General features: G+C 32.3%; 21 protein-coding genes. 3 read left to right on the top strand and 18 right to left on the bottom strand.

The window, feature by feature from the left end; translation table 11 throughout:
- Positions 1 to 20: 20 nt before the first annotated feature.
- The 5 genes from ACN0WY_RS13680 to ACN0WY_RS13660 form a co-directional block, all read right to left on the bottom strand.
- Positions 21 to 941: a FecR family protein gene (locus tag ACN0WY_RS13680; protein ID WP_417800723.1), complete on the bottom strand. Its 921-nt coding sequence runs from the start codon at positions 939 to 941 to the stop codon at positions 21 to 23.
- A 72-nt stretch (positions 942 to 1,013) separates the two neighbouring features.
- Positions 1,014 to 1,532: an RNA polymerase sigma factor gene (locus ACN0WY_RS13675; protein WP_330486590.1), complete on the bottom strand. Its 519-nt coding sequence runs from the start codon at positions 1,530 to 1,532 to the stop codon at positions 1,014 to 1,016.
- A gap of 62 nt (positions 1,533 to 1,594) precedes the next feature.
- The gene (locus ACN0WY_RS13670) at positions 1,595 to 3,343 is read right to left on the bottom strand and encodes a M14 family metallopeptidase (RefSeq protein ID WP_417800722.1); all 1,749 of its coding nucleotides are present in this window, start codon (positions 3,341 to 3,343) and stop codon (positions 1,595 to 1,597) included.
- A gap of 19 nt (positions 3,344 to 3,362) precedes the next feature.
- Positions 3,363 to 3,815, bottom strand: coding sequence for a pantetheine-phosphate adenylyltransferase (gene coaD, locus ACN0WY_RS13665; protein ID WP_417800721.1), 453 nt, complete (start codon positions 3,813 to 3,815; stop codon positions 3,363 to 3,365).
- Positions 3,815 to 4,798, bottom strand: coding sequence for a D-alanine--D-alanine ligase (locus ACN0WY_RS13660; protein WP_417800720.1), 984 nt, complete (start codon positions 4,796 to 4,798; stop codon positions 3,815 to 3,817). The genes coaD and ACN0WY_RS13660 overlap by 1 nt, the downstream gene beginning before the upstream one ends.
- A gap of 154 nt (positions 4,799 to 4,952) precedes the next feature.
- Here ACN0WY_RS13660 and ACN0WY_RS13655 point away from each other — a divergent pair, with 154 nt between their 5' ends.
- Positions 4,953 to 5,534 (top strand): PASTA domain-containing protein, encoded by a 582-nt coding sequence (locus tag ACN0WY_RS13655; protein WP_330486594.1) that lies wholly within the window; start codon positions 4,953 to 4,955, stop codon positions 5,532 to 5,534.
- A 15-nt stretch (positions 5,535 to 5,549) separates the two neighbouring features.
- Positions 5,550 to 6,584, top strand: a complete 1,035-nt coding sequence (locus tag ACN0WY_RS13650; protein WP_330486595.1) for an RluA family pseudouridine synthase — start codon at positions 5,550 to 5,552, stop codon at positions 6,582 to 6,584.
- Between the two features lie 5 nt (positions 6,585 to 6,589).
- On the opposite strand, the gene ACN0WY_RS13645 is transcribed toward ACN0WY_RS13650, so the two are convergent.
- From ACN0WY_RS13645 to ACN0WY_RS13595, 11 genes are all read right to left on the bottom strand, one after another.
- Positions 6,590 to 7,483 carry a mechanosensitive ion channel family protein gene (locus ACN0WY_RS13645; protein ID WP_330486596.1) on the bottom strand — a complete coding sequence of 298 codons (894 nt, stop codon included), beginning with the start codon at positions 7,481 to 7,483 and terminating at the stop codon, positions 6,590 to 6,592.
- Between the two features lie 11 nt (positions 7,484 to 7,494).
- A complete protein-coding gene (locus ACN0WY_RS13640) occupies positions 7,495 to 8,784 on the bottom strand; it encodes an APC family permease (protein ID WP_417800719.1) in 1,290 nt (429 codons plus the stop codon).
- A 92-nt stretch (positions 8,785 to 8,876) separates the two neighbouring features.
- The gene (locus ACN0WY_RS13635; RefSeq protein WP_330486598.1) at positions 8,877 to 9,653 is read right to left on the bottom strand and encodes a glycine betaine ABC transporter substrate-binding protein; all 777 of its coding nucleotides are present in this window, start codon (positions 9,651 to 9,653) and stop codon (positions 8,877 to 8,879) included.
- An 11-nt stretch (positions 9,654 to 9,664) separates the two neighbouring features.
- Positions 9,665 to 10,132, bottom strand: a complete 468-nt coding sequence (locus ACN0WY_RS13630) for a RidA family protein (protein WP_417800718.1) — start codon at positions 10,130 to 10,132, stop codon at positions 9,665 to 9,667.
- Between the two features lie 7 nt (positions 10,133 to 10,139).
- The gene (locus ACN0WY_RS13625; RefSeq protein ID WP_417800717.1) at positions 10,140 to 11,246 is read right to left on the bottom strand and encodes an alkene reductase; all 1,107 of its coding nucleotides are present in this window, start codon (positions 11,244 to 11,246) and stop codon (positions 10,140 to 10,142) included.
- A 99-nt stretch (positions 11,247 to 11,345) separates the two neighbouring features.
- The gene (locus ACN0WY_RS13620; protein ID WP_330486601.1) at positions 11,346 to 11,732 is read right to left on the bottom strand and encodes a hypothetical protein; all 387 of its coding nucleotides are present in this window, start codon (positions 11,730 to 11,732) and stop codon (positions 11,346 to 11,348) included.
- Positions 11,733 to 11,745: 13 nt separating this feature from the next.
- Positions 11,746 to 12,258, bottom strand: a complete 513-nt coding sequence (locus ACN0WY_RS13615) for a GNAT family N-acetyltransferase (protein WP_417800716.1) — start codon at positions 12,256 to 12,258, stop codon at positions 11,746 to 11,748.
- A gap of 13 nt (positions 12,259 to 12,271) precedes the next feature.
- Complete coding sequence (locus ACN0WY_RS13610; RefSeq protein ID WP_417800715.1) at positions 12,272 to 12,694, bottom strand: DoxX family protein; 423 nt, start codon at positions 12,692 to 12,694, stop codon at positions 12,272 to 12,274.
- The gene (locus ACN0WY_RS13605; protein WP_349265175.1) at positions 12,695 to 13,162 is read right to left on the bottom strand and encodes a cupin domain-containing protein; all 468 of its coding nucleotides are present in this window, start codon (positions 13,160 to 13,162) and stop codon (positions 12,695 to 12,697) included. It abuts the gene before it with no gap.
- A 4-nt stretch (positions 13,163 to 13,166) separates the two neighbouring features.
- Positions 13,167 to 14,054: an SMP-30/gluconolactonase/LRE family protein gene (locus ACN0WY_RS13600; RefSeq protein ID WP_417800714.1), complete on the bottom strand. Its 888-nt coding sequence runs from the start codon at positions 14,052 to 14,054 to the stop codon at positions 13,167 to 13,169.
- A gap of 10 nt (positions 14,055 to 14,064) precedes the next feature.
- On the bottom strand, positions 14,065 to 15,048 hold the full coding sequence (locus tag ACN0WY_RS13595; RefSeq protein WP_417800713.1) for a polysaccharide deacetylase family protein: 984 nt from the start codon (positions 15,046 to 15,048) through the stop codon (positions 14,065 to 14,067).
- Between the two features lie 99 nt (positions 15,049 to 15,147).
- Here ACN0WY_RS13595 and ACN0WY_RS13590 point away from each other — a divergent pair, with 99 nt between their 5' ends.
- Positions 15,148 to 15,996, top strand: coding sequence for an AraC family transcriptional regulator (locus ACN0WY_RS13590; protein ID WP_417800712.1), 849 nt, complete (start codon positions 15,148 to 15,150; stop codon positions 15,994 to 15,996).
- A gap of 29 nt (positions 15,997 to 16,025) precedes the next feature.
- Here ACN0WY_RS13590 and ACN0WY_RS13585 read toward each other — a convergent pair whose 3' ends face one another.
- A complete protein-coding gene (locus ACN0WY_RS13585) occupies positions 16,026 to 16,418 on the bottom strand; it encodes a VOC family protein (RefSeq protein ID WP_417800711.1) in 393 nt (130 codons plus the stop codon).
- Positions 16,419 to 16,554: 136 nt separating this feature from the next.
- The gene (locus ACN0WY_RS13580) at positions 16,555 to 17,178 is read right to left on the bottom strand and encodes a DUF6624 domain-containing protein (protein ID WP_417800710.1); all 624 of its coding nucleotides are present in this window, start codon (positions 17,176 to 17,178) and stop codon (positions 16,555 to 16,557) included.
- Between the last annotated feature and the right edge of the window lie 194 nt (positions 17,179 to 17,372).

Genomic DNA, 17,372 nt, shown 5'->3' with positions numbered 1-17,372 from the left:
AAGTATACTTAATTTTATCTTCATTTACTATATGTCAATACAACTGAACTATTTTCTGCTAATTTATAAGAAATTTTCATAGGAGCAAAAACAGTTTGCAATGCAATAGTAACATCTTCGTGTGTAAATGTACCTGTAAAACGTTGAGAGGTATCTATTCTTGAAGCGTCAAAGTTTAATTTGAATTGATTTTCTAAAGCCTTTATAACTTGATGTAATGGAGTATTGTTAAAAGAACTTTCTCCTTTAATCCAAGAAGGGGTTTTGTCTAAAAATTCCCATTTCTCACTTGAGTTACTGTAATTTCTGTAAGCCTTTCCTTTAGTTAAAATAACTTCTTCTTTACTTTTAGAAGTAACTTTTACCTTGCCTTCATAACATTTAACTTCAAAATAGTTTTCTGAAGTATTTACAGTAAACTTAGTTCCTAGCACTGTAACATTTCCTTCATTAGACTTTACCGTAAAAGATTTTCCTTTTTCTACTTCAAAGTATGCTTTTCCTTTTAAAAACAATTCTCTTTGAGTATCCCAATTACGTTTTTTGTACGTTATTTCAGATTTAGGAGATAAATAAGCCTTAGAATTGTCTGGTAAAGTAATGGTTAGTTGTTCTCCATAATTTGTAGAAAAATCAACGCTATTGTTATTAATATACAAGAAACTAATTAATAAAGCGATAGAAGCAACAGCACCATACATCCAAGTAGGAATGAATTTTACTACTTTTTTGTTAATTTTTGTTACTGCTAAGGTGGTTTTAATTTTGTCAAAAGCTTCTTCTTTATCATAAGAAGGAGTTTTTAATAATTGAGAAGCAGTATCAATGGCTTTAAATTGATGATAAGCTTCTGTTTGTTGAAACTCCATCAACTCTTCAGCAGATAGCTCATTAGCTATCCATCTGGCTAAAAAAGTTTCATCTTTATAATTTATTTTCATTTTCTGTTATTCGTGCTATTTGTATAAAAACAGGTAAAAGACTAATTACCCTACTACAAATATTATTTTTTATTATACTTTACCTATTTGCTCTTTTAATGTAAGAAGAGCTTTACTCATTCTTTTTTCTACAGCTTTTACAGACACTCCAACAATATCTGCAATTTCATTATACTTTTTCTTATCTATTCGACTCAATAAAAAAACTTCTCGTTGTTTTTCTGGTAAGTCTGCAATTGCTTTTTTTAGTTTAGCATGAAATTCTTCTTCTTCTAAAAGAAATTGAGGAGTTTCATTTGTTTTTCCTGAAGAGATACTTTGTTTTTGGTGTTCCAAAACTACTTTTTTGTGTGCTGCATCATTTAAAAAATGATTATTCGCTACCGTATAGAGGTACGATTTGGCTTTATCAAAAAAGACTTTGGCGCAATTGTTCCACAGTTTTATATACGCTTCTTGTACGATATCTTCAGCTTGCTGGGTATCACCGCACTTATAATATATGTAATTTCTTAATGTTTGTGAGTGTAAATTGAAGATTTCTTCAAAATTTTTCTGATCACAAACAGATTTTAAGGGTTCTTTGTTCATTTAGATTAATTTCCTAATCGGTAACAAATGTATGAAAATGTAATTAAGAGGTTAAAAAACTATTAATATAACTTAAAAATAGGTAACTTCTTATGTGCTTTTTCGTAATGGGGAGTTTTTTTGTATATCCAGTATAATTGTGCTTGGGGATTTTTAGCAAAATCTTCCTCTTCCTTTAATTTCTCTAAAAACTCTTGTTGAATTGAAGGGTTTTTGCTTAAAAATTCTTCAGCAATATCTTCAAATACATAAGCAGAATAGCCTTCTTTTTGTTGTAAAATAGTATCAAAGAAATTCCAATTAAAAAAAGAATCTGGAGCTTCCGCTTCTAAAGTTTCAATAATATAACGTATTCCAGTTTGGTTTGTAGGAATGTAAATATCTCCTTGATAAAATTTAACTTGTTGATTTTTTGTTCTGAAAACTTCGGTGTTGGAATGTAAATAATGACCTTCATAAGCCATTTTTCGGGTGTCAAACTCTTTGATGTACTGTGTTTCAACGGTTAAAATAGTATCTTTTTTAAAAGGAGTAAACTCAATGTTGTTGTTGTTCAATCGCTCTACAACACCGTGCCATCCTTGTCGTAAAATATAGGCTTTTGGTATGGTAATTTCTTTGGTGGAAATAAAGTTGTTATAATAAGAGACCTTTACATTATAAGGTTTTGTTCTGTTGTAAAACAAACGTTTTCCACTGGTAACTTTACTGTCTATAAAAGTTCCTTCGTACCCCTTAAAATGAAGAGCTGTAGGTTTATTCTTATCAACTGTGAACACAACGGGATAGGTTTTCTTATTTATTATTTCTTCAACGGCATTTTTTCGTAAATCTTTTATTTCACGACTATTATTTTCGGAAAAATCCAAACTAGAAAACAACAATTCATAGGTTTGTTCTACTCTAATCTTATACGGTTTTAGCATGTGGGTTTCAACCATTAGTCCTAAGGTATTGAAGAGGGTAGTGTACCCAGTAGAATACCTAGGGGAATCGAAAAACTGCGACCATCCATTTTCAGGAGTAGTTCCCCAAACGTTTACATACGGGGTTATCATGATGTCTTTTTGCGCTAAAGATTGTTCTATTTCAGGACGCATTTTAGTTTCGACAAACTGACCAAGTTTTCCTCCTAACTTATTGTGTTGGGTAAAAAGATGGGTAATTGCGTACTGATAATCTGCTCCGTTGCTTACGTGATTATCTATAAAAATGTCTGGATTTACCGTGTGAAATATTTCTGCAAAAGCTGCGGCATTTTTAGTGTCTTGTTTAATAAAATCACGATTTAAGTCGTAGTTGCGAGCATTTCCTCTAAAACCGTATTCTTTTGGACCATTTTGGTTGGCTCTCGTGTGTGAGTTTCTGTTTAGTGCGCCACCAATATTATAGACAGGAATAACACAAATTAAAGAATTTTTGTAGTTGTTTTTTAAAGAATCATTTTGAACGATGTCTCTTAATAAAAGCATAGAAGCATCTATTCCGTCAGATTCTCCTGGATGGATACCGTTATTGATTAAAATTCTATTTTTAGAGGAACTTTTAAGTTCTTTGATATTTGTTTTTCCTTCAGCATTAAAAACAATTAAGTGTAAAGGTTTGCCAATATCAGTAGTACCAATCTCAAACAAGGAAATTTCAGGGTAAGTGTTAGCCAACTCTTCATAAAAAGAAATAACCTCTTTATAAGTAGGAGTCTCCGTTCCGTTTGAGGTTTCAAAGAGTGTTGTAAAATCGATATTCTTTTTTGTAGACACTTGTTTACAAGCAATGGCTATAATTAAAAGAAGTATAAATAGTTTTTTCAAAAGGAGGGTGTTTTAAAAATTAAATACTAACGGCATCGGGTACCAGTCCAGTATAGTCTCCATCGTTTCTAATAACATCTCTTACAATAGACGAAGAAATATAACTTTTACCTGAAGAGGTTAGTAAAAATACAGTCTCTATTTCAGAAAGTTTTCTGTTGGTATGTGCAATAGCTTTTTCAAACTCAAAATCGGCAGGGTTACGCAACCCCCTTAAAATAAATTGTGCGTTTTGTTCTTTACAAAAATTCACCGTAAGTCCGCTATAAGTACGTACTTTTATTTTTGGCTCGTGTTTAAAAGTTTCCTCAATAAAATGTTGACGTTCTTCTAAAGAAAACATGTATTTTTTATCAGCATTTACACCAATTGCAATGATTAACTCATCAAAAAGGGTGACACCTCGTTCAATAATATCTACGTGTCCTAACGTAATTGGGTCGAAAGACCCAGGAAAAATAGCTCTTTTCATTATGTTTTGTCGTTTAAAGCCATTTCAATAGCATTTCCGAATAATTCAGTTAAAGAAATGCCTGCGTGATTGGCTTGTTGTGGTAAAATACTTGCTTCCGTTAGCCCAGGCACAGTATTCATTTCAATAAAATGTGGCTCGTTATTAACTAATATATATTCTGAACGAGAAAAACCACTCATGTTTAAAATTTCATACACCCGTTTGGCTACTTCTTCAACTCTCTTTCTTTGAGCATCCGTTAAACGTGCGGGAGTAATTTCTTGCGACTCACCTTCGTATTTAGCTTTGTAATCAAAGAAATCATTTTCAGAGACAATTTCTGTTATTGGAAGTACTTTAGTTTCTCCTTTGTATTGAATAACCCCAACAGATACTTCGGTGCCATCTAAAAAGCTTTCAATTAATATTTCAGTATCTTCTTCATATGCTTTTTCTATAGCAGGAATAAGTGCTGCTTTGGTATATACTTTTGAAATTCCAAAGCTAGACCCCGCACTGTTAGGCTTTACAAAACATGGAAGGCCTACTTTTTTTATAAATTCGTCACAATTTATAGCATCGCCTTTGTTTAAATATATAGAAACAGCTGTTGCTATTCCGTATTGTTTTACCACACTTAAAGTATCGCGTTTATTGAAGGTTAACGCCATTTGATAGAAAGGGGCAGAGGTGTGTTTTAAACCAATAAGATTGAAATAAGCCAAGATAATACCGTTCTCACCAGGAGTACCGTGGATAGCGTTAAAAACACAATCAAATGTAATTTTTTGCCCACCCATTACAATTGAAAAATCTTCTTTGTTTATTGGATATTCTCGCTCGTTATCATCGACGTATACCCATTTGTTTTCTAAAATATGAACTTTATACGCGTTATATTTCTTAGAGTCAATATGTTTGTAAACTACATTACCACTTTTTAGAGAAATTCCTACTTCAGAGGAATAGCCTCCCATAATAATAGCGATGTTTTTTTTCACTTCAAATGTATTTCAATTACTGTTTTAATCATTGTTTGTCTAAAATCCAATGGTTGGATTATACAAACTTACCAAAAAAACTCGTTTAAGACTTGTTGAATTTAAAATAGTAATATTTTTACTGTAAATTTGTGCGATCTTACAAAAAAATGACATGAGTAATTTTACCGAAAATTTTAAAGGTTTATTTGAGTTTATAAAAAGTAAATCTTTTTTAAAAAATATAATCATAGCAATTGTTTCAATACTTGTTTTTGTATTTGTTTTACAGTGGTGGCTAGGGGTTACAACAAATCACAATCAAAAAATACAAGTGCCGAACTTGCACAAAATGTCATTGACTGATGTTGAGCAGAAACTTAGTGAATTAAATTTAGATTTTGTGGTAATAGATAGTGCTAGCTACAATCCTGATTACCCAAAGAAGTCAGTTATTGAGCAAGATCCTGAGGCGGGGAACTTTGTAAAAGAGAAACGTAAAATATACTTAACTCTAAATCCGTCTAAGTACAGAGATGTAGAAGTACCTAATTTAAACGGACGTACAAGACGTCAGGCTACTACACACTTACGTTCTGTTGGATTTAAAGTGGGAACAAATGTTACTTGGGTTCACGATATAGGAAAAGATGTGGTTCGTGGATTGAAACATAACGGACAAAAAATTGAACCGGGAACTAAGTTACCAAAACAAACAACCATCGATTTAATTTTAGGGGATGGTAATGGTTATTAATTTTATAATTGATTGATGCAGGAAGATTATACTCCAGAGATAGAGAATGATGATTTGTACGAACACCATAGGTTTGTAGCAACAGATGGTCAAGTACCTTTACGAGTAGATAAATTTTTAATGAATTTTATTGAAAATGCTACTCGAAATAAAATACAGCAAGCAGCTAAAGCAGGCAATGTTTTAGTTAATGATGTGGCTGTTAAACCTAATTACAAGGTAAAACCAAAAGACGTAGTTAGGGTTGTATTAACTTATCCTCCTCACGAAAATTTGTTAGTAGCAGAAGATATTCCTATTGATATAGTGTATGAAGATGATGAAGTAATAGTGGTGAATAAGCCAGCAGGAATGGTAGTTCATCCAGGGCATGGAAATTATTCAGGTACACTGGTAAACGGGTTAATTCATCATATAGAAAACTTACCAACCAACTCTAATGAGCGCCCTGGTTTAGTACATCGTATTGATAAAGATACAAGCGGATTGTTGGTCGTTGCAAAAACAGAATATGCCATGGCACATTTGTCAAAGCAGTTTTTTGATCGCACTACTAAACGGTTGTATTATGCTTTAGTTTGGGGAAATATTGAAGAGGATGAAGGAACGATTGAAGGAAACATAGGTCGTAGCTTTAAGAACCGCTTACAAATGGATGTTTTTCCTGATGGAGAACATGGAAAACATGCAGTAACCCATTATAAAGTATTAGAAAGGCTTACGTATGTAACCTTGGTGCAATGTAAGTTAGAAACGGGTAGAACACACCAAATTAGAGCTCACTTTAAGCATATAGGGCATACGCTTTTTAACGATGAACGTTATGGCGGGAATGCTATTTTAAAGGGAACTACATTTACGAAGTACAAACAATTTGTAGACAATTGTTTTAAAGTATTACCGAGACAGGCTTTGCATGCAAAAACCTTAGGTTTTACACATCCAACTACAGGAGAATTTTTACAATTTGATTCTGAAGTACCAGAAGACATTACCACTTGTTTAGAAAAGTGGCGAACGTATTCTGAACATTCAAAACTGGAAGAGTAAAAAGGTTATTGTTTTTGAACTTTGATATTTTTATCAAATAGGTTTACCCCTCCTTTCACACCAAAATCAAGTGTGGTTACAGGGTATGCAATAGAGATGTTTTCTTGTTCAAAACGCTTTTTAATACGCATAATAACATCGTTCATTCCCCTACAAAAATCATCATTAGATTCAAATTTTACCCAATAACGTAGCATAAAGTCGTAAGTAGAGCCACCAATGTCAGTAAAATAAAAATCAATACCTTCTTCTGGGAGGTATTCTTTTATTTTTTGAACTTCATCCAAAGCAACAGCTCTAACGTGTTCTAAATCGTCACCATACGAAACACCGCTTTTTAATATAATACGACGTTTTCCCCAAGTGGAGTAATTGGTAAAAGTTCCATTATAAATAATTTGGTTAGGAACAAATACTTCCTGTCCGGGTACGGTTTTAATTTTAGTAGTAAGCCAACTAATATCTAACACAACACCATATTTGCCGTCAATTTCAACCCAATCACCCACTTTATACGGACGTTGTAAATCAACTAACAGTCCAGAAAACATATTAGAAGCGATATCTTTTAAAGCAAAACCAGCAATAATTCCTAGAACACCAGCACCCGCCAATAACTTTTCAAAAGGTTTGTCTAAGCCTAAAATGTGTAATGCTAATAATACACCAGTAGCAAAGAACAAAGCGTAAAATAGTGAGGCGATGATTCGTTCAATATTTAAATAATTTTCTTTAAAAGCTTTTCGGTAAATACGAATACATATTTTTTTAACACCGTTAGCAATAAATGCAAAAATAAGAACGACGATAAGTGCTAAGATAACTTTAGGAATATGCTCTAAAATGTTTTGTTGAAACTCTTGCCAAATTTTGGTTATGTTCGATAAAAATTGATCCATAATAGATGAATTTAAAGTTTGTTTGTAGGAGTTTCATTTTTCTTATAAAGCCACTCAAGAATAAAACACAGTACAATAATGCTTAAAGAAACAAACACACCAACAAGATTTGTTTCTAATTGTTGTTTTATAAGAATAATTAGGGCAACAGCACATAAAATACAACCGAATAAAGGAATTCCTTTATTAGAGTTTGTTTCTTTTGAAAGCTTAAAGCCTACGTAATTCACAATTCCGAAAATAAGGATAAAACCAACACTACCAGCGGTAGAAATACTCTCTAAATTCAAGGTGTTAACTAATATCAAAGTTGCTATAGCTGTAATAAGCAACCCGATAGGTTGATTCCAAAACTTGGCTAGAAAGTGATGTGGTAGTTCATCATCTTCTGCAATTTCATAGTTCACTTTACTTCCTCCGTATAATGAAGCATTAATAGCCGAAAATGTAGATATTAATGCGGCTATGGTTATAATGGTAAAACCTATTTGTCCTAACATTGGTTTAGCGGCTTCTGCTAGTACATAATCCTGTGCTTTGGCAATTTGATTAAATGGGAGAGAACCTACAGTAACAAGAGCAATGATAATGTACAATACAATTACAAATATTACAGAGTAGTAATAAGCCTTTGAAATGTTTTTTTCAGGATTTATAATATCTGGAGCAGCATTGGCTATTAATTCAAAGCCTTCATAGGCAACAAAAATAACCATACCTCCAGCAAATAATTTGATAGGGTTTTCCCAGTTACTAATGGATAGTTGCGCTATGCTAGGGTTTCCTATTAGTCCATAGGCTCCTATAGCAATAAAACCAATAAGAATTATAAGTTTTATAACTACTGCGTACGATTCAATTTTTCCTACTACAGCAATACTGTAATAGTTAATAGCAGTAGCTATACAAATAATAGCACTGGCATATATGTGAAAGTTGAGTGTTTTGTTTTGAGTAATTTCCCATAGGTTAGGAGCATAAGAGCCAAAAGCAGAAGCATATAAAGAGAGCATTACAATATAACTTATCCATAAAAGATTGTTAATTGCTCCACTAAAAATAGTTCTTCCAAAACCTTGATTGATAAATTTTACGGTTCCCCCTCTATCTGGGTATTTCTTAGAAAGATGAACGTAGCTGTATGAGGTTAATAAAGCCAATATACCTGCAAGTAAAAAAGCAATTGGAGTTCCTCCTTTGGCAAGTAAAACAGCAAGACCTAAAACGGCAAAAATACCACCGCCTACCATACCACCAATTCCTATTGAAATGGCTTCTTTTAATCCTATTTTTTTAGACATATTTAGTGACTGTTAGTTAGTGTAACAGTCACTAAAATAGTTATTTATTTTGAAATATTAATTAATGAGAAGTATTAGGAAATAATAATAATTTACTCAAACTTATTTTCTGAAAATGTTTTTGCAATATTTTGAAGTGTATTTCCATTTACTTGATATTCGTAGTCAAGTTTAGTAACTAATTGGTTACCAAAAGTTACATTTTTAATATATTCAAGAGCTTTAGGAGTTAATTTATTTACAGCGTTTTTATTAATTAAAATTGTAGCCTTGTCTTTACCACCTAATAAACCCTTAGACTCCTTTAAAGGTCTTATAGTATAGGTATGAAAAAGATATTGTGGTTTCCATAGTGGAATAATTAGCCATTCTTTCTTTTTATAGCCATCAATGAAGGTATTAGTACAATCTGAAATGGTTCCAGTCTTAAATTTAAAACCTAAAGAATCTAAACCATAAGATTTTATAATATTTCTAGAAAACCTCGAAATACCTGCACCTTCATTAATCCCTTGAATAGTTTTATTAAATTTTTTTGCAATTGCAGGGTTTGTGATATCGCTTATTTTTTCTATCTCCTTTGGAAGATAATCTGGAACTCCCCAAATACAGAAAGGTGTATATAGTGTTGAAAATTCATGTGTTTCATTTTCTACTTCTCTTATGTATTTTCCATGAGAGGAAGGTAACCAAGCGCCCAAAATCATATCTATCTCCTTTTTTCTATATTTTTCAAATAATTTTTCGTGAGGCTGGGTGTGTAATTGATAAGCTTGTCCTATAGTATCAAAATAAGCTAAAATAATAGCAGCAGTAACTTTATGAAAGCTTAGATCAATTTGACCTATTTGCAAAGGAGTAGTATTCATGGCTAAAGAATTTATTCAATTTCGGCAAAAACATAAATTAAAGTACTAGCATTAAGGGGCGAAGAATTCATCCCTTGTGCTGTTCTAGTATGTCTCCCTTTTTCTCCAAATACCTCATTAAAAAGGTTGCTAGCACCATCTAATACTTGTGAGTGTTCACTAAAATTTGGAGCGGCATAAATAGTACCTTCAACTCTAATAATTTGTTTAACTCTAGTTAAATCACCATTAGTGGCTTCTTTTAATTGTGCAATAGCGTGTAAAGCGCATAATTGAGCAGAAAGAGCTCCTTGTTTTGTCGTTACTTGATCTCCTAATCTGCCTGTAAAAGCTATTTTGTCTTCTTCCCATGGAATTTGTCCTGATGTACAAACAATATTATTTGAGAAAATAGTCCAAGCTTTATAAGCTCCAACTCCAGGTTTGGGAGTTGGTAGTTTCAGACCTAATGCTTTTATTTTTTCTTCAATAATATTCATAGTTTACTTATTTTAAAAACGGATAATCTGTATAACCTCTCGCATCACCGCCACCAAATAGGGTATGTGTGTCACTTATTTTGTTTAATGGAGCATTAAGTTTTACTCGCTTTGGATAATCGGGGTTGGTTAAAAAATTGCGTCCAAATCCAATTAAATCAACCAGTCCTTTTTCTAATAAATCTTCCCCTTGTTCAGGTGTTTTATTTCCTGTAGCAATGATAGTTTTGTTAAATGTTTTGCGTAGGTTCTGTCTAAAATCATTAGGAATTTCAGGAGCATCATCCCAATCTGCTTCGCTTAGATGTAAATAGGTAATTCCAATGTTTTCAAGTTCTTGAGTAGCAATCATTATAGTGTCTAATATTTCAGGATCGTTCATGTCTTTAAAACTAATAAAAGGGGAGAGGCGAACCCCAGTTTTTTCATTACCTATTTCCTGAGCAACTGCTTGAGTGATTTCGGTTAGTAATCGAACTCTATTATCTTTAGTTCCCCCATATTCGTCAGTTCGTTGGTTAGAATTACTTCTTAAAAACTGATCTATCAAATATCCATTGGCTCCGTGAATTTCAACACCGTCAAAACCTGCTTTAATAGCATTTTTTGCCCCTGTTTTAAATTCTTCAATTACTTGATTGATGTCTGCTTTTGTCATTGCTCTAGGTTCTTCTACAGGTACAAAAGTAGCATCACCATTAGGTGCTCCATCAAAAATATAAACATTGGTGTCTTTGGCTGCTTTTTTAGAAGGAGCAATAGGCTGTAGTCCGTTTACTTTTGAACTAGATACGCGACCAACATGCCATAGTTGTAAAAATATTTTACTTCCTTTTTTATGGACTTCGTCAGTAATTAATTTCCAACCTTCCATTTGTTCCTGGGTGTAAATTCCGGGTGTTTTAGCGTAGCCTTTTCCTTGTAATGAAACTTGAGTAGCTTCAGATATAATTATTCCTGCGGAAACTCTTTGTCCATAATATTCAGCCATTAATTCATTAGGAACATCACCAGGCTGTGAACTTCTAGAACGTGTCATGGGAGCCATTAAAAACCTGTTTTTTAATGTCAAGCCATTTTTATTATAGGGTTGATATAATTTTTTAAAAGCCATGATTTACAAAGTTTTAATTGTTTAATAGTACAAATTTACTACGGTTTTAAAATATTGTTGTTGTATAATTTTATGTTTAATTTGTGAAAACACATTGTGTTATTCCGCAAACTCTACAGTTGTAAAATGTAGGGTGGTAGTACCTATGTTTTCTAGATTATGTATAAAGAAATTTTTAGTGTTTAAATTGTTAAAGTACTTAACATCATTAGGTTCATAGGATGTTTCAATTACAGCACCATTAGAAAAATAGGAACGAGAGCTACCCCTTGTATGACAAACATAAAAATAAGGTTTATCATGTTTATGAAACGGAAGAGTTTTTCCGGGTTCCAATTCAATATGCCATATTTTAACACGTTTATTTTCTAATAATAATTGTTGTCCAATTTTATGACTATTAACTCCTAATTGAATGGCTTTTTTTAAGGATTCTGTCCAATGTACAGACCAATTTCCAGCGGTGTTTATGGTTTCTACTTTCATTAGAGTTTAATTATTAATTTATAGTATATAATAACCATTCTTGAAACTCATGCTTAGGAAGAATGATGCCTTTTTTGAAGCTAAAACCTAATTTATTGAGTAATTTTTGAGAGCCAGTATTACTAGGACGTGTAATTGCCACTAGGTTTTGAATTCTGAACTCATTTAGAGCTACTTCTTTTATTTTTGAAGCACTTTCAAAGGCATACCCTTTACCTTCAAATTGAGGTAAAAAAGCAAAGCCAAAATCAATTCCATCAATTCCCTCACGATCATAAAGTCCCACAGTTCCTATTTTTTCATTATCAGATTGTCTAATTACAGTATAGCTAGAATATCCTAATTGCTTGAGTTGTTTAAGCATAACTGTTTCAATATATAGTTTTGCATGAGTCGTTGAAGTTATGTTTCTATCTCCAATGTTTTCAATCCATTTAGGAGAGTTAAATAAATTGAAAATAAAGTCAGCATCTTCGGTAGTTGTCGGTCGTATGATTAACCTCTCAGTTTGATATTGTGAACTCATTTATTTTGATTATTTACGGGGTGTAACTTTTGGGTGCTAACAATTTATTATCGAGAGACCATTTATTTTCTGATACTTGACTTATAATAAAGAAATAAAACAAGGCATATAACATTTGACCACCTGCCCATTCCCAGTGCTCTGTTAAACACGAGCCAAGAATCAATATTACAATGACAATAGCGCCTATTATAGCTGCTCTGTAAGTAAATAGACCAATGATTAATAGGAACCCTATAAAAAACTCAAGAAAGGGGAGTACGGTAGCCCAAGCATACACAAGAGACTCTGGAAGTATGCTTTCTTGAAATTGACTTAGCATCCAGTCACGGAATGAAGGGATTTTTGGCAATCTTGCTAATCCATGTCCGAAAAAATTGATCCCCATGGTAATACGTAGCAATGTATATGCTGTTTGTTTAGGTGTGGTTTTCATTTATTTACTTTTCTTTAAATATGCTGGTAGTTCATTAGTCAACCAATCTTGTCTTACGGGTACATGTACATCTAAATCAAGTGTGTTTTCCAGTGCAAAAAATTCGTGAGATACATTTTCTGGAAAAACAATTACTTGACCAGCAGAGATGATATAGGTTTTTCTTTTTCCTTTATCAATAGTGTTAATTTTCACTTTTCCTTTAAGGATATAGGTAATTTGCTCATTGGGATGTTTGTGCATAGGAATATGCGCACCTTTTTTTAAATGAAAATAGGCCATTTGCCCTTTGGCACCATGAAACCATTGTCGTGTAATTCCTTCGCTAATGGTATCATGTGGCATGGATTCAAAGTTTATAACTTGAATATTTTCTACTTTTTTACCTAGAAGTGTAGTAGTTTCTTGTGCAGCTATTTGTCCGAAAAAAGTTAAGAAACTACCTATGAATATTAGTTTTATGTTCATGATGTTACTTTTTAAAGTGATACTTCAATAATTTATGATTCAACATTAAAGGGATGTATAACGTTTTGGTAGCTTTGTCAAAGTAGGTATCAGCACTTCCTTGAGGTAAATCAATTACAAACTGCCCTGTATCATTTCCTTTTTTTAAGTAGAATAGGCTTCCTGCTAACCAATCAGTAATGAAAAAACCGTGTAAGGTTTCGCTCAGTCCATCTAAGTTTCCAAATGGTTGGCTTATGGGTTTGATTTTTTTTGTTTTTAAATTGATTTTAACCAAATGCCCTGGTGTTTTAGTAGCAAATGTTTTAGCATCTAAATCTACCCCCCAGCCAGCAGTTATTAGATTATTTTTTGATAGAGATAAGCCATTAGGCATGTTTAATTTATCATCTTTTAGCCATAGTTCAACTTTTCTTGTTCCTTTAATTGGTAGTTTGTAAATAGCACTAAATCCAAAAGTGTTAGAAGCATAAATATTTCCTTTTTTATCAGCAATAATATCATTGAGAAACGTAGCATCTTTGGCTGTAAATCGCTGGACTTGTTTACTCGCTATATCAACTTCAACAATAGTATTAATATCCGTAACGTATAATTTTCCTTTGTGAATAATAAGTCCTTTAGGAGCATCCAGTCCTTTAAGCCATTCTAGTTCTATTATTTCTCCATCTAAACTTATTTTAGAGATAAAACCATTACCATCTTTATCAGTAGGGGCACCGTTTACATTAGATACATATAATACTTGGTTTGTTTTATCAAAAACTACACTTTCAGGATTTTTTAAGCCTTCTAGTTCCCAGTCTTTTTCTAATTGAAAAGGTAATTTGTTTTGTGCATTTATAATCGTTAGTGTACTAAGTACAAGGTATAAATAGATTGCATGTTTCATGTTGGTACTCTTAGTTGTTAAATTTTAATTCGGCGTTATCAATTGGGGTATTTGGATCGTTTATCACCATTTTAGCAATATCATCTTTACGCATAAACACGACACCTTCATGTTGTTTTGCATACTCAATAAACTGATCGACTACATTCACTACTGCTGGAGTACCTCCAATTCTATCGTGTAAACTCACACTCATCATTCTTCTTTTAGAGGTACTTTCTTTATAAAGCTGATTGAATTCTGTTTTTAGTTGGAATAAGAATTGATCTGGCGACCAGTTTTTACCTGCAATATTTACAATGTCGTTATTACGTAACGTATAAGGCATTACAACAAAGTTTTTACCTCTTACTTTAGTAATGAACGGTTCATCACGACTTACATCATCAATATGATATAAAAAGTCAAGTTCTTGTAAAACCTTAAGAGTGTTTGGGCTTCTACGTAACCAGTTGGCATTGTATCCACGTCCTCTTTTTCCTGTAATTGCTTCTACTGTGTCAATTCCTTTTTTAACAAAGGCAAGTTCCTCCTCGTAGCTTAAATTCCATTGATCGTCCCATGCAATTCCGTGAGCAGCTATTTCGTGTCCTTTGTTAGCTAAAGCCTTAGCGATTTCAGGATATTTTATTGCAGCTTCACCTACCACATGAGAGGTTACTTTTATGTTATGTTTATCCCATAAATCCATCATTCGCCACATTCCTTCTCTTGCTCCATAACGAAACCAACTTTCAGCAGGTAAATCAGGATTTCCTTTAGGTAATGGGTTTCCTGAAAAAGGGCTTTCAGCTCCTTCAGGCTGTCCTCCTGTTTCAAACTGCATTGAAAAAGAAATAACTAATTGTGCTCCGTTAGGCCAATAGCTTTTTTTTGCTACAGTTTTTGTTGAAGTAGAACTTATTTTACGTGTCTTTTTTTGCTCTTTTTTACAGGCATTTAATGTTAAGCTTACTGCGATGATAACTAGTGCTATAATGCTATTATTTTTCATTTTATATTGTTTAATTGACTGTTGTGACAGCAAAATTAATAGCTATTTTAAGCTATATTGTTGTATGAATACATTGTATATTTGTATAAAAACATTCTGATGACGCAACGTTTTTATATTACCAAGAATTTAGATGTATTTGAGTTCGATGCAGAAAAGGAGTGGGGCTATCCAAAGCATAAGCACCATTTTTTTGAGTTAACTTTTGTTTTAAAAGGAAGGGGAAAACATGTTTTAAACGAAAGTGTTATTGATTATAAAGAGGGAGATTTGTTTTTTTTAACCCCAAAGGATGAACATGAGTTTATTATTGGAGAACCAACAAGGTTTGGGGTGCTAAAATTTACAGAACAGATGTTTTTAGAAAAGGCTACATTTTCTACAAGTACTTATTGGAGAAAGAATTTAGAAGCAGTAATTTTTCATCAGAATATTGTTGCTAAAAGTGTAATTAGTTGCGCAACAGATAAAGAGCAACTTTTTAGGCTTTATCATTTGATAAAAAGTGAATTGCATAGTCCGTTAACCTACAGTCGTAATGTATTGTCTGAGTTGTTTGGAGCTTTGTTGATTATACTGTCGAGAAACTTAAAGTCTACATTAAAAAATAGCGGACATGTTTACGATAAGAATAAGGTAGATTTAATATTGACGTATATACGACAAAATGTACAAAATAAAGAGCTTATTAAGGTTGATGTTATTGCAGAAACGTTTCATTTATCACCAAACTATGTCGGTGTTTTTGTAAAGAAACATATAGGTATATCCTTACAGCGTTATATCATGGAAACCAAAATAAAAATGGCAGAAAGCTTGTTAAAACAAAGTAGTTTAAGCATAGGTGAAATTGCTGAGAAAACAGGTTTTACAGACTCAAGTCATTTTAATAAAACATTTAAAAAGTACGCGGGTAAAAATCCGAGTGAATATCAGACTTCAAAATAAATATACGTGTATTAAGTCGCTTATAGCGCTCAAGCCTTCATAGGCGAACAAATTTCTATTAAAAAACCATTAATGTCTCTTACATAGCCTACTTTTTGTCCCCAAGGCTTTTCTTTGATTGGTTCAAATTCAATAGCTCCCATATCAATCGCTTTTTTAAAATCGGCTTCTATATTTTCAGACACAAAAACCATTTCTATTCCAAAAGGTTTACTAGATGTATTTGCTTTGATGAGTTCTTTTTTAAAGTTAGATTTTTCTAATTCATAAGAGGCAAAAGCAATGGTTGTTTCTCCTGAAATTAATTCTCCATAATCATTTTCAGGCGTGATAAATTTAGGGGTAAAACCGAAAGCTTTTTCGTAAAAGTTACTTGTTTCTTTTACGTTTTCAACATAAAGTATAGTGTATCCGTATTTCATAATAGCTTTTTTATGATATAAATAATATAAACCTCATTTTTCAGTTTGATGTAAATGTGTTTAGGTACTTAATTGTAGCAAATACAAACCAAATTGAAGGTCCGAAAAAAATAGAAAAGTAGGTAAGAACAATTAATTATTTATAATCAATGTTATGGGTAGTATTGTACGAAATGTCAAATCTTTTTAAATAGTCTTCTATTGGCTCTAGTCCCATCTCTTGTCTTCTTTTATCAACAGTTTCTGGCGATTCTAAGTCATATAATTTACCGTTCTTAATTTGACTTCCAAATATTTGAGGTTTCCCCTCATGCATTAAGATTCTATCTTTCATTAGGGCATATTGCTCTTTGCTCAAATCACCATTTTTTACAGCTTTTTCAATAAGAGGAAAATATTTTATTCTATATTTATTTTCAGCGTTATGTTGCAATCCTAACCAGATTGCATTCATTTGTTCCTGCGTTACTTCATTTAAAGTTGGCATTCCGCATTTTTCAATTATACTTATAACTAATTCTTGATTTCTGTGGTCTTCTTTAGCGTACTTAATTAACTCACCTTCTCGTCTAATTTTTTGGTCACTTTTATAGACCTCACTGAGAATTTCACTTTTTTTATTGCAGTCTACTTCTATATAGTCAACAGAGCCAACGTAAGCAAATTTGTCTCTGTTTATAAATAAGAATATAGACACAGTTAATACTAGTGTTATAAAAATGGTTAGGAATACTTTCGTCTTTTTCATTTGTTTTTTCATTAATGTTGACCAAGATAGAACAAAATAAAAAACCGCACAAAAATGTACGGTTGAAAGTAGCTTGTTTTTTAGCTTTCATGCTAAGTTTATGAATCCGTTGTAATTGCGGTTATACATCTTAAGTTAGCAATTGTTTAAATTTAGTAATAAAAACCAGAAAGAAAAAAGCGTAGAGTAAGGTTATGATATACGTT

The organism is Tenacibaculum sp. (assembly GCF_048269885.1).
GTDB lineage: Bacteria > Bacteroidota > Bacteroidia > Flavobacteriales > Flavobacteriaceae > Polaribacter.
This window is presented reverse-complemented; position numbering and strand designations above follow the sequence as displayed.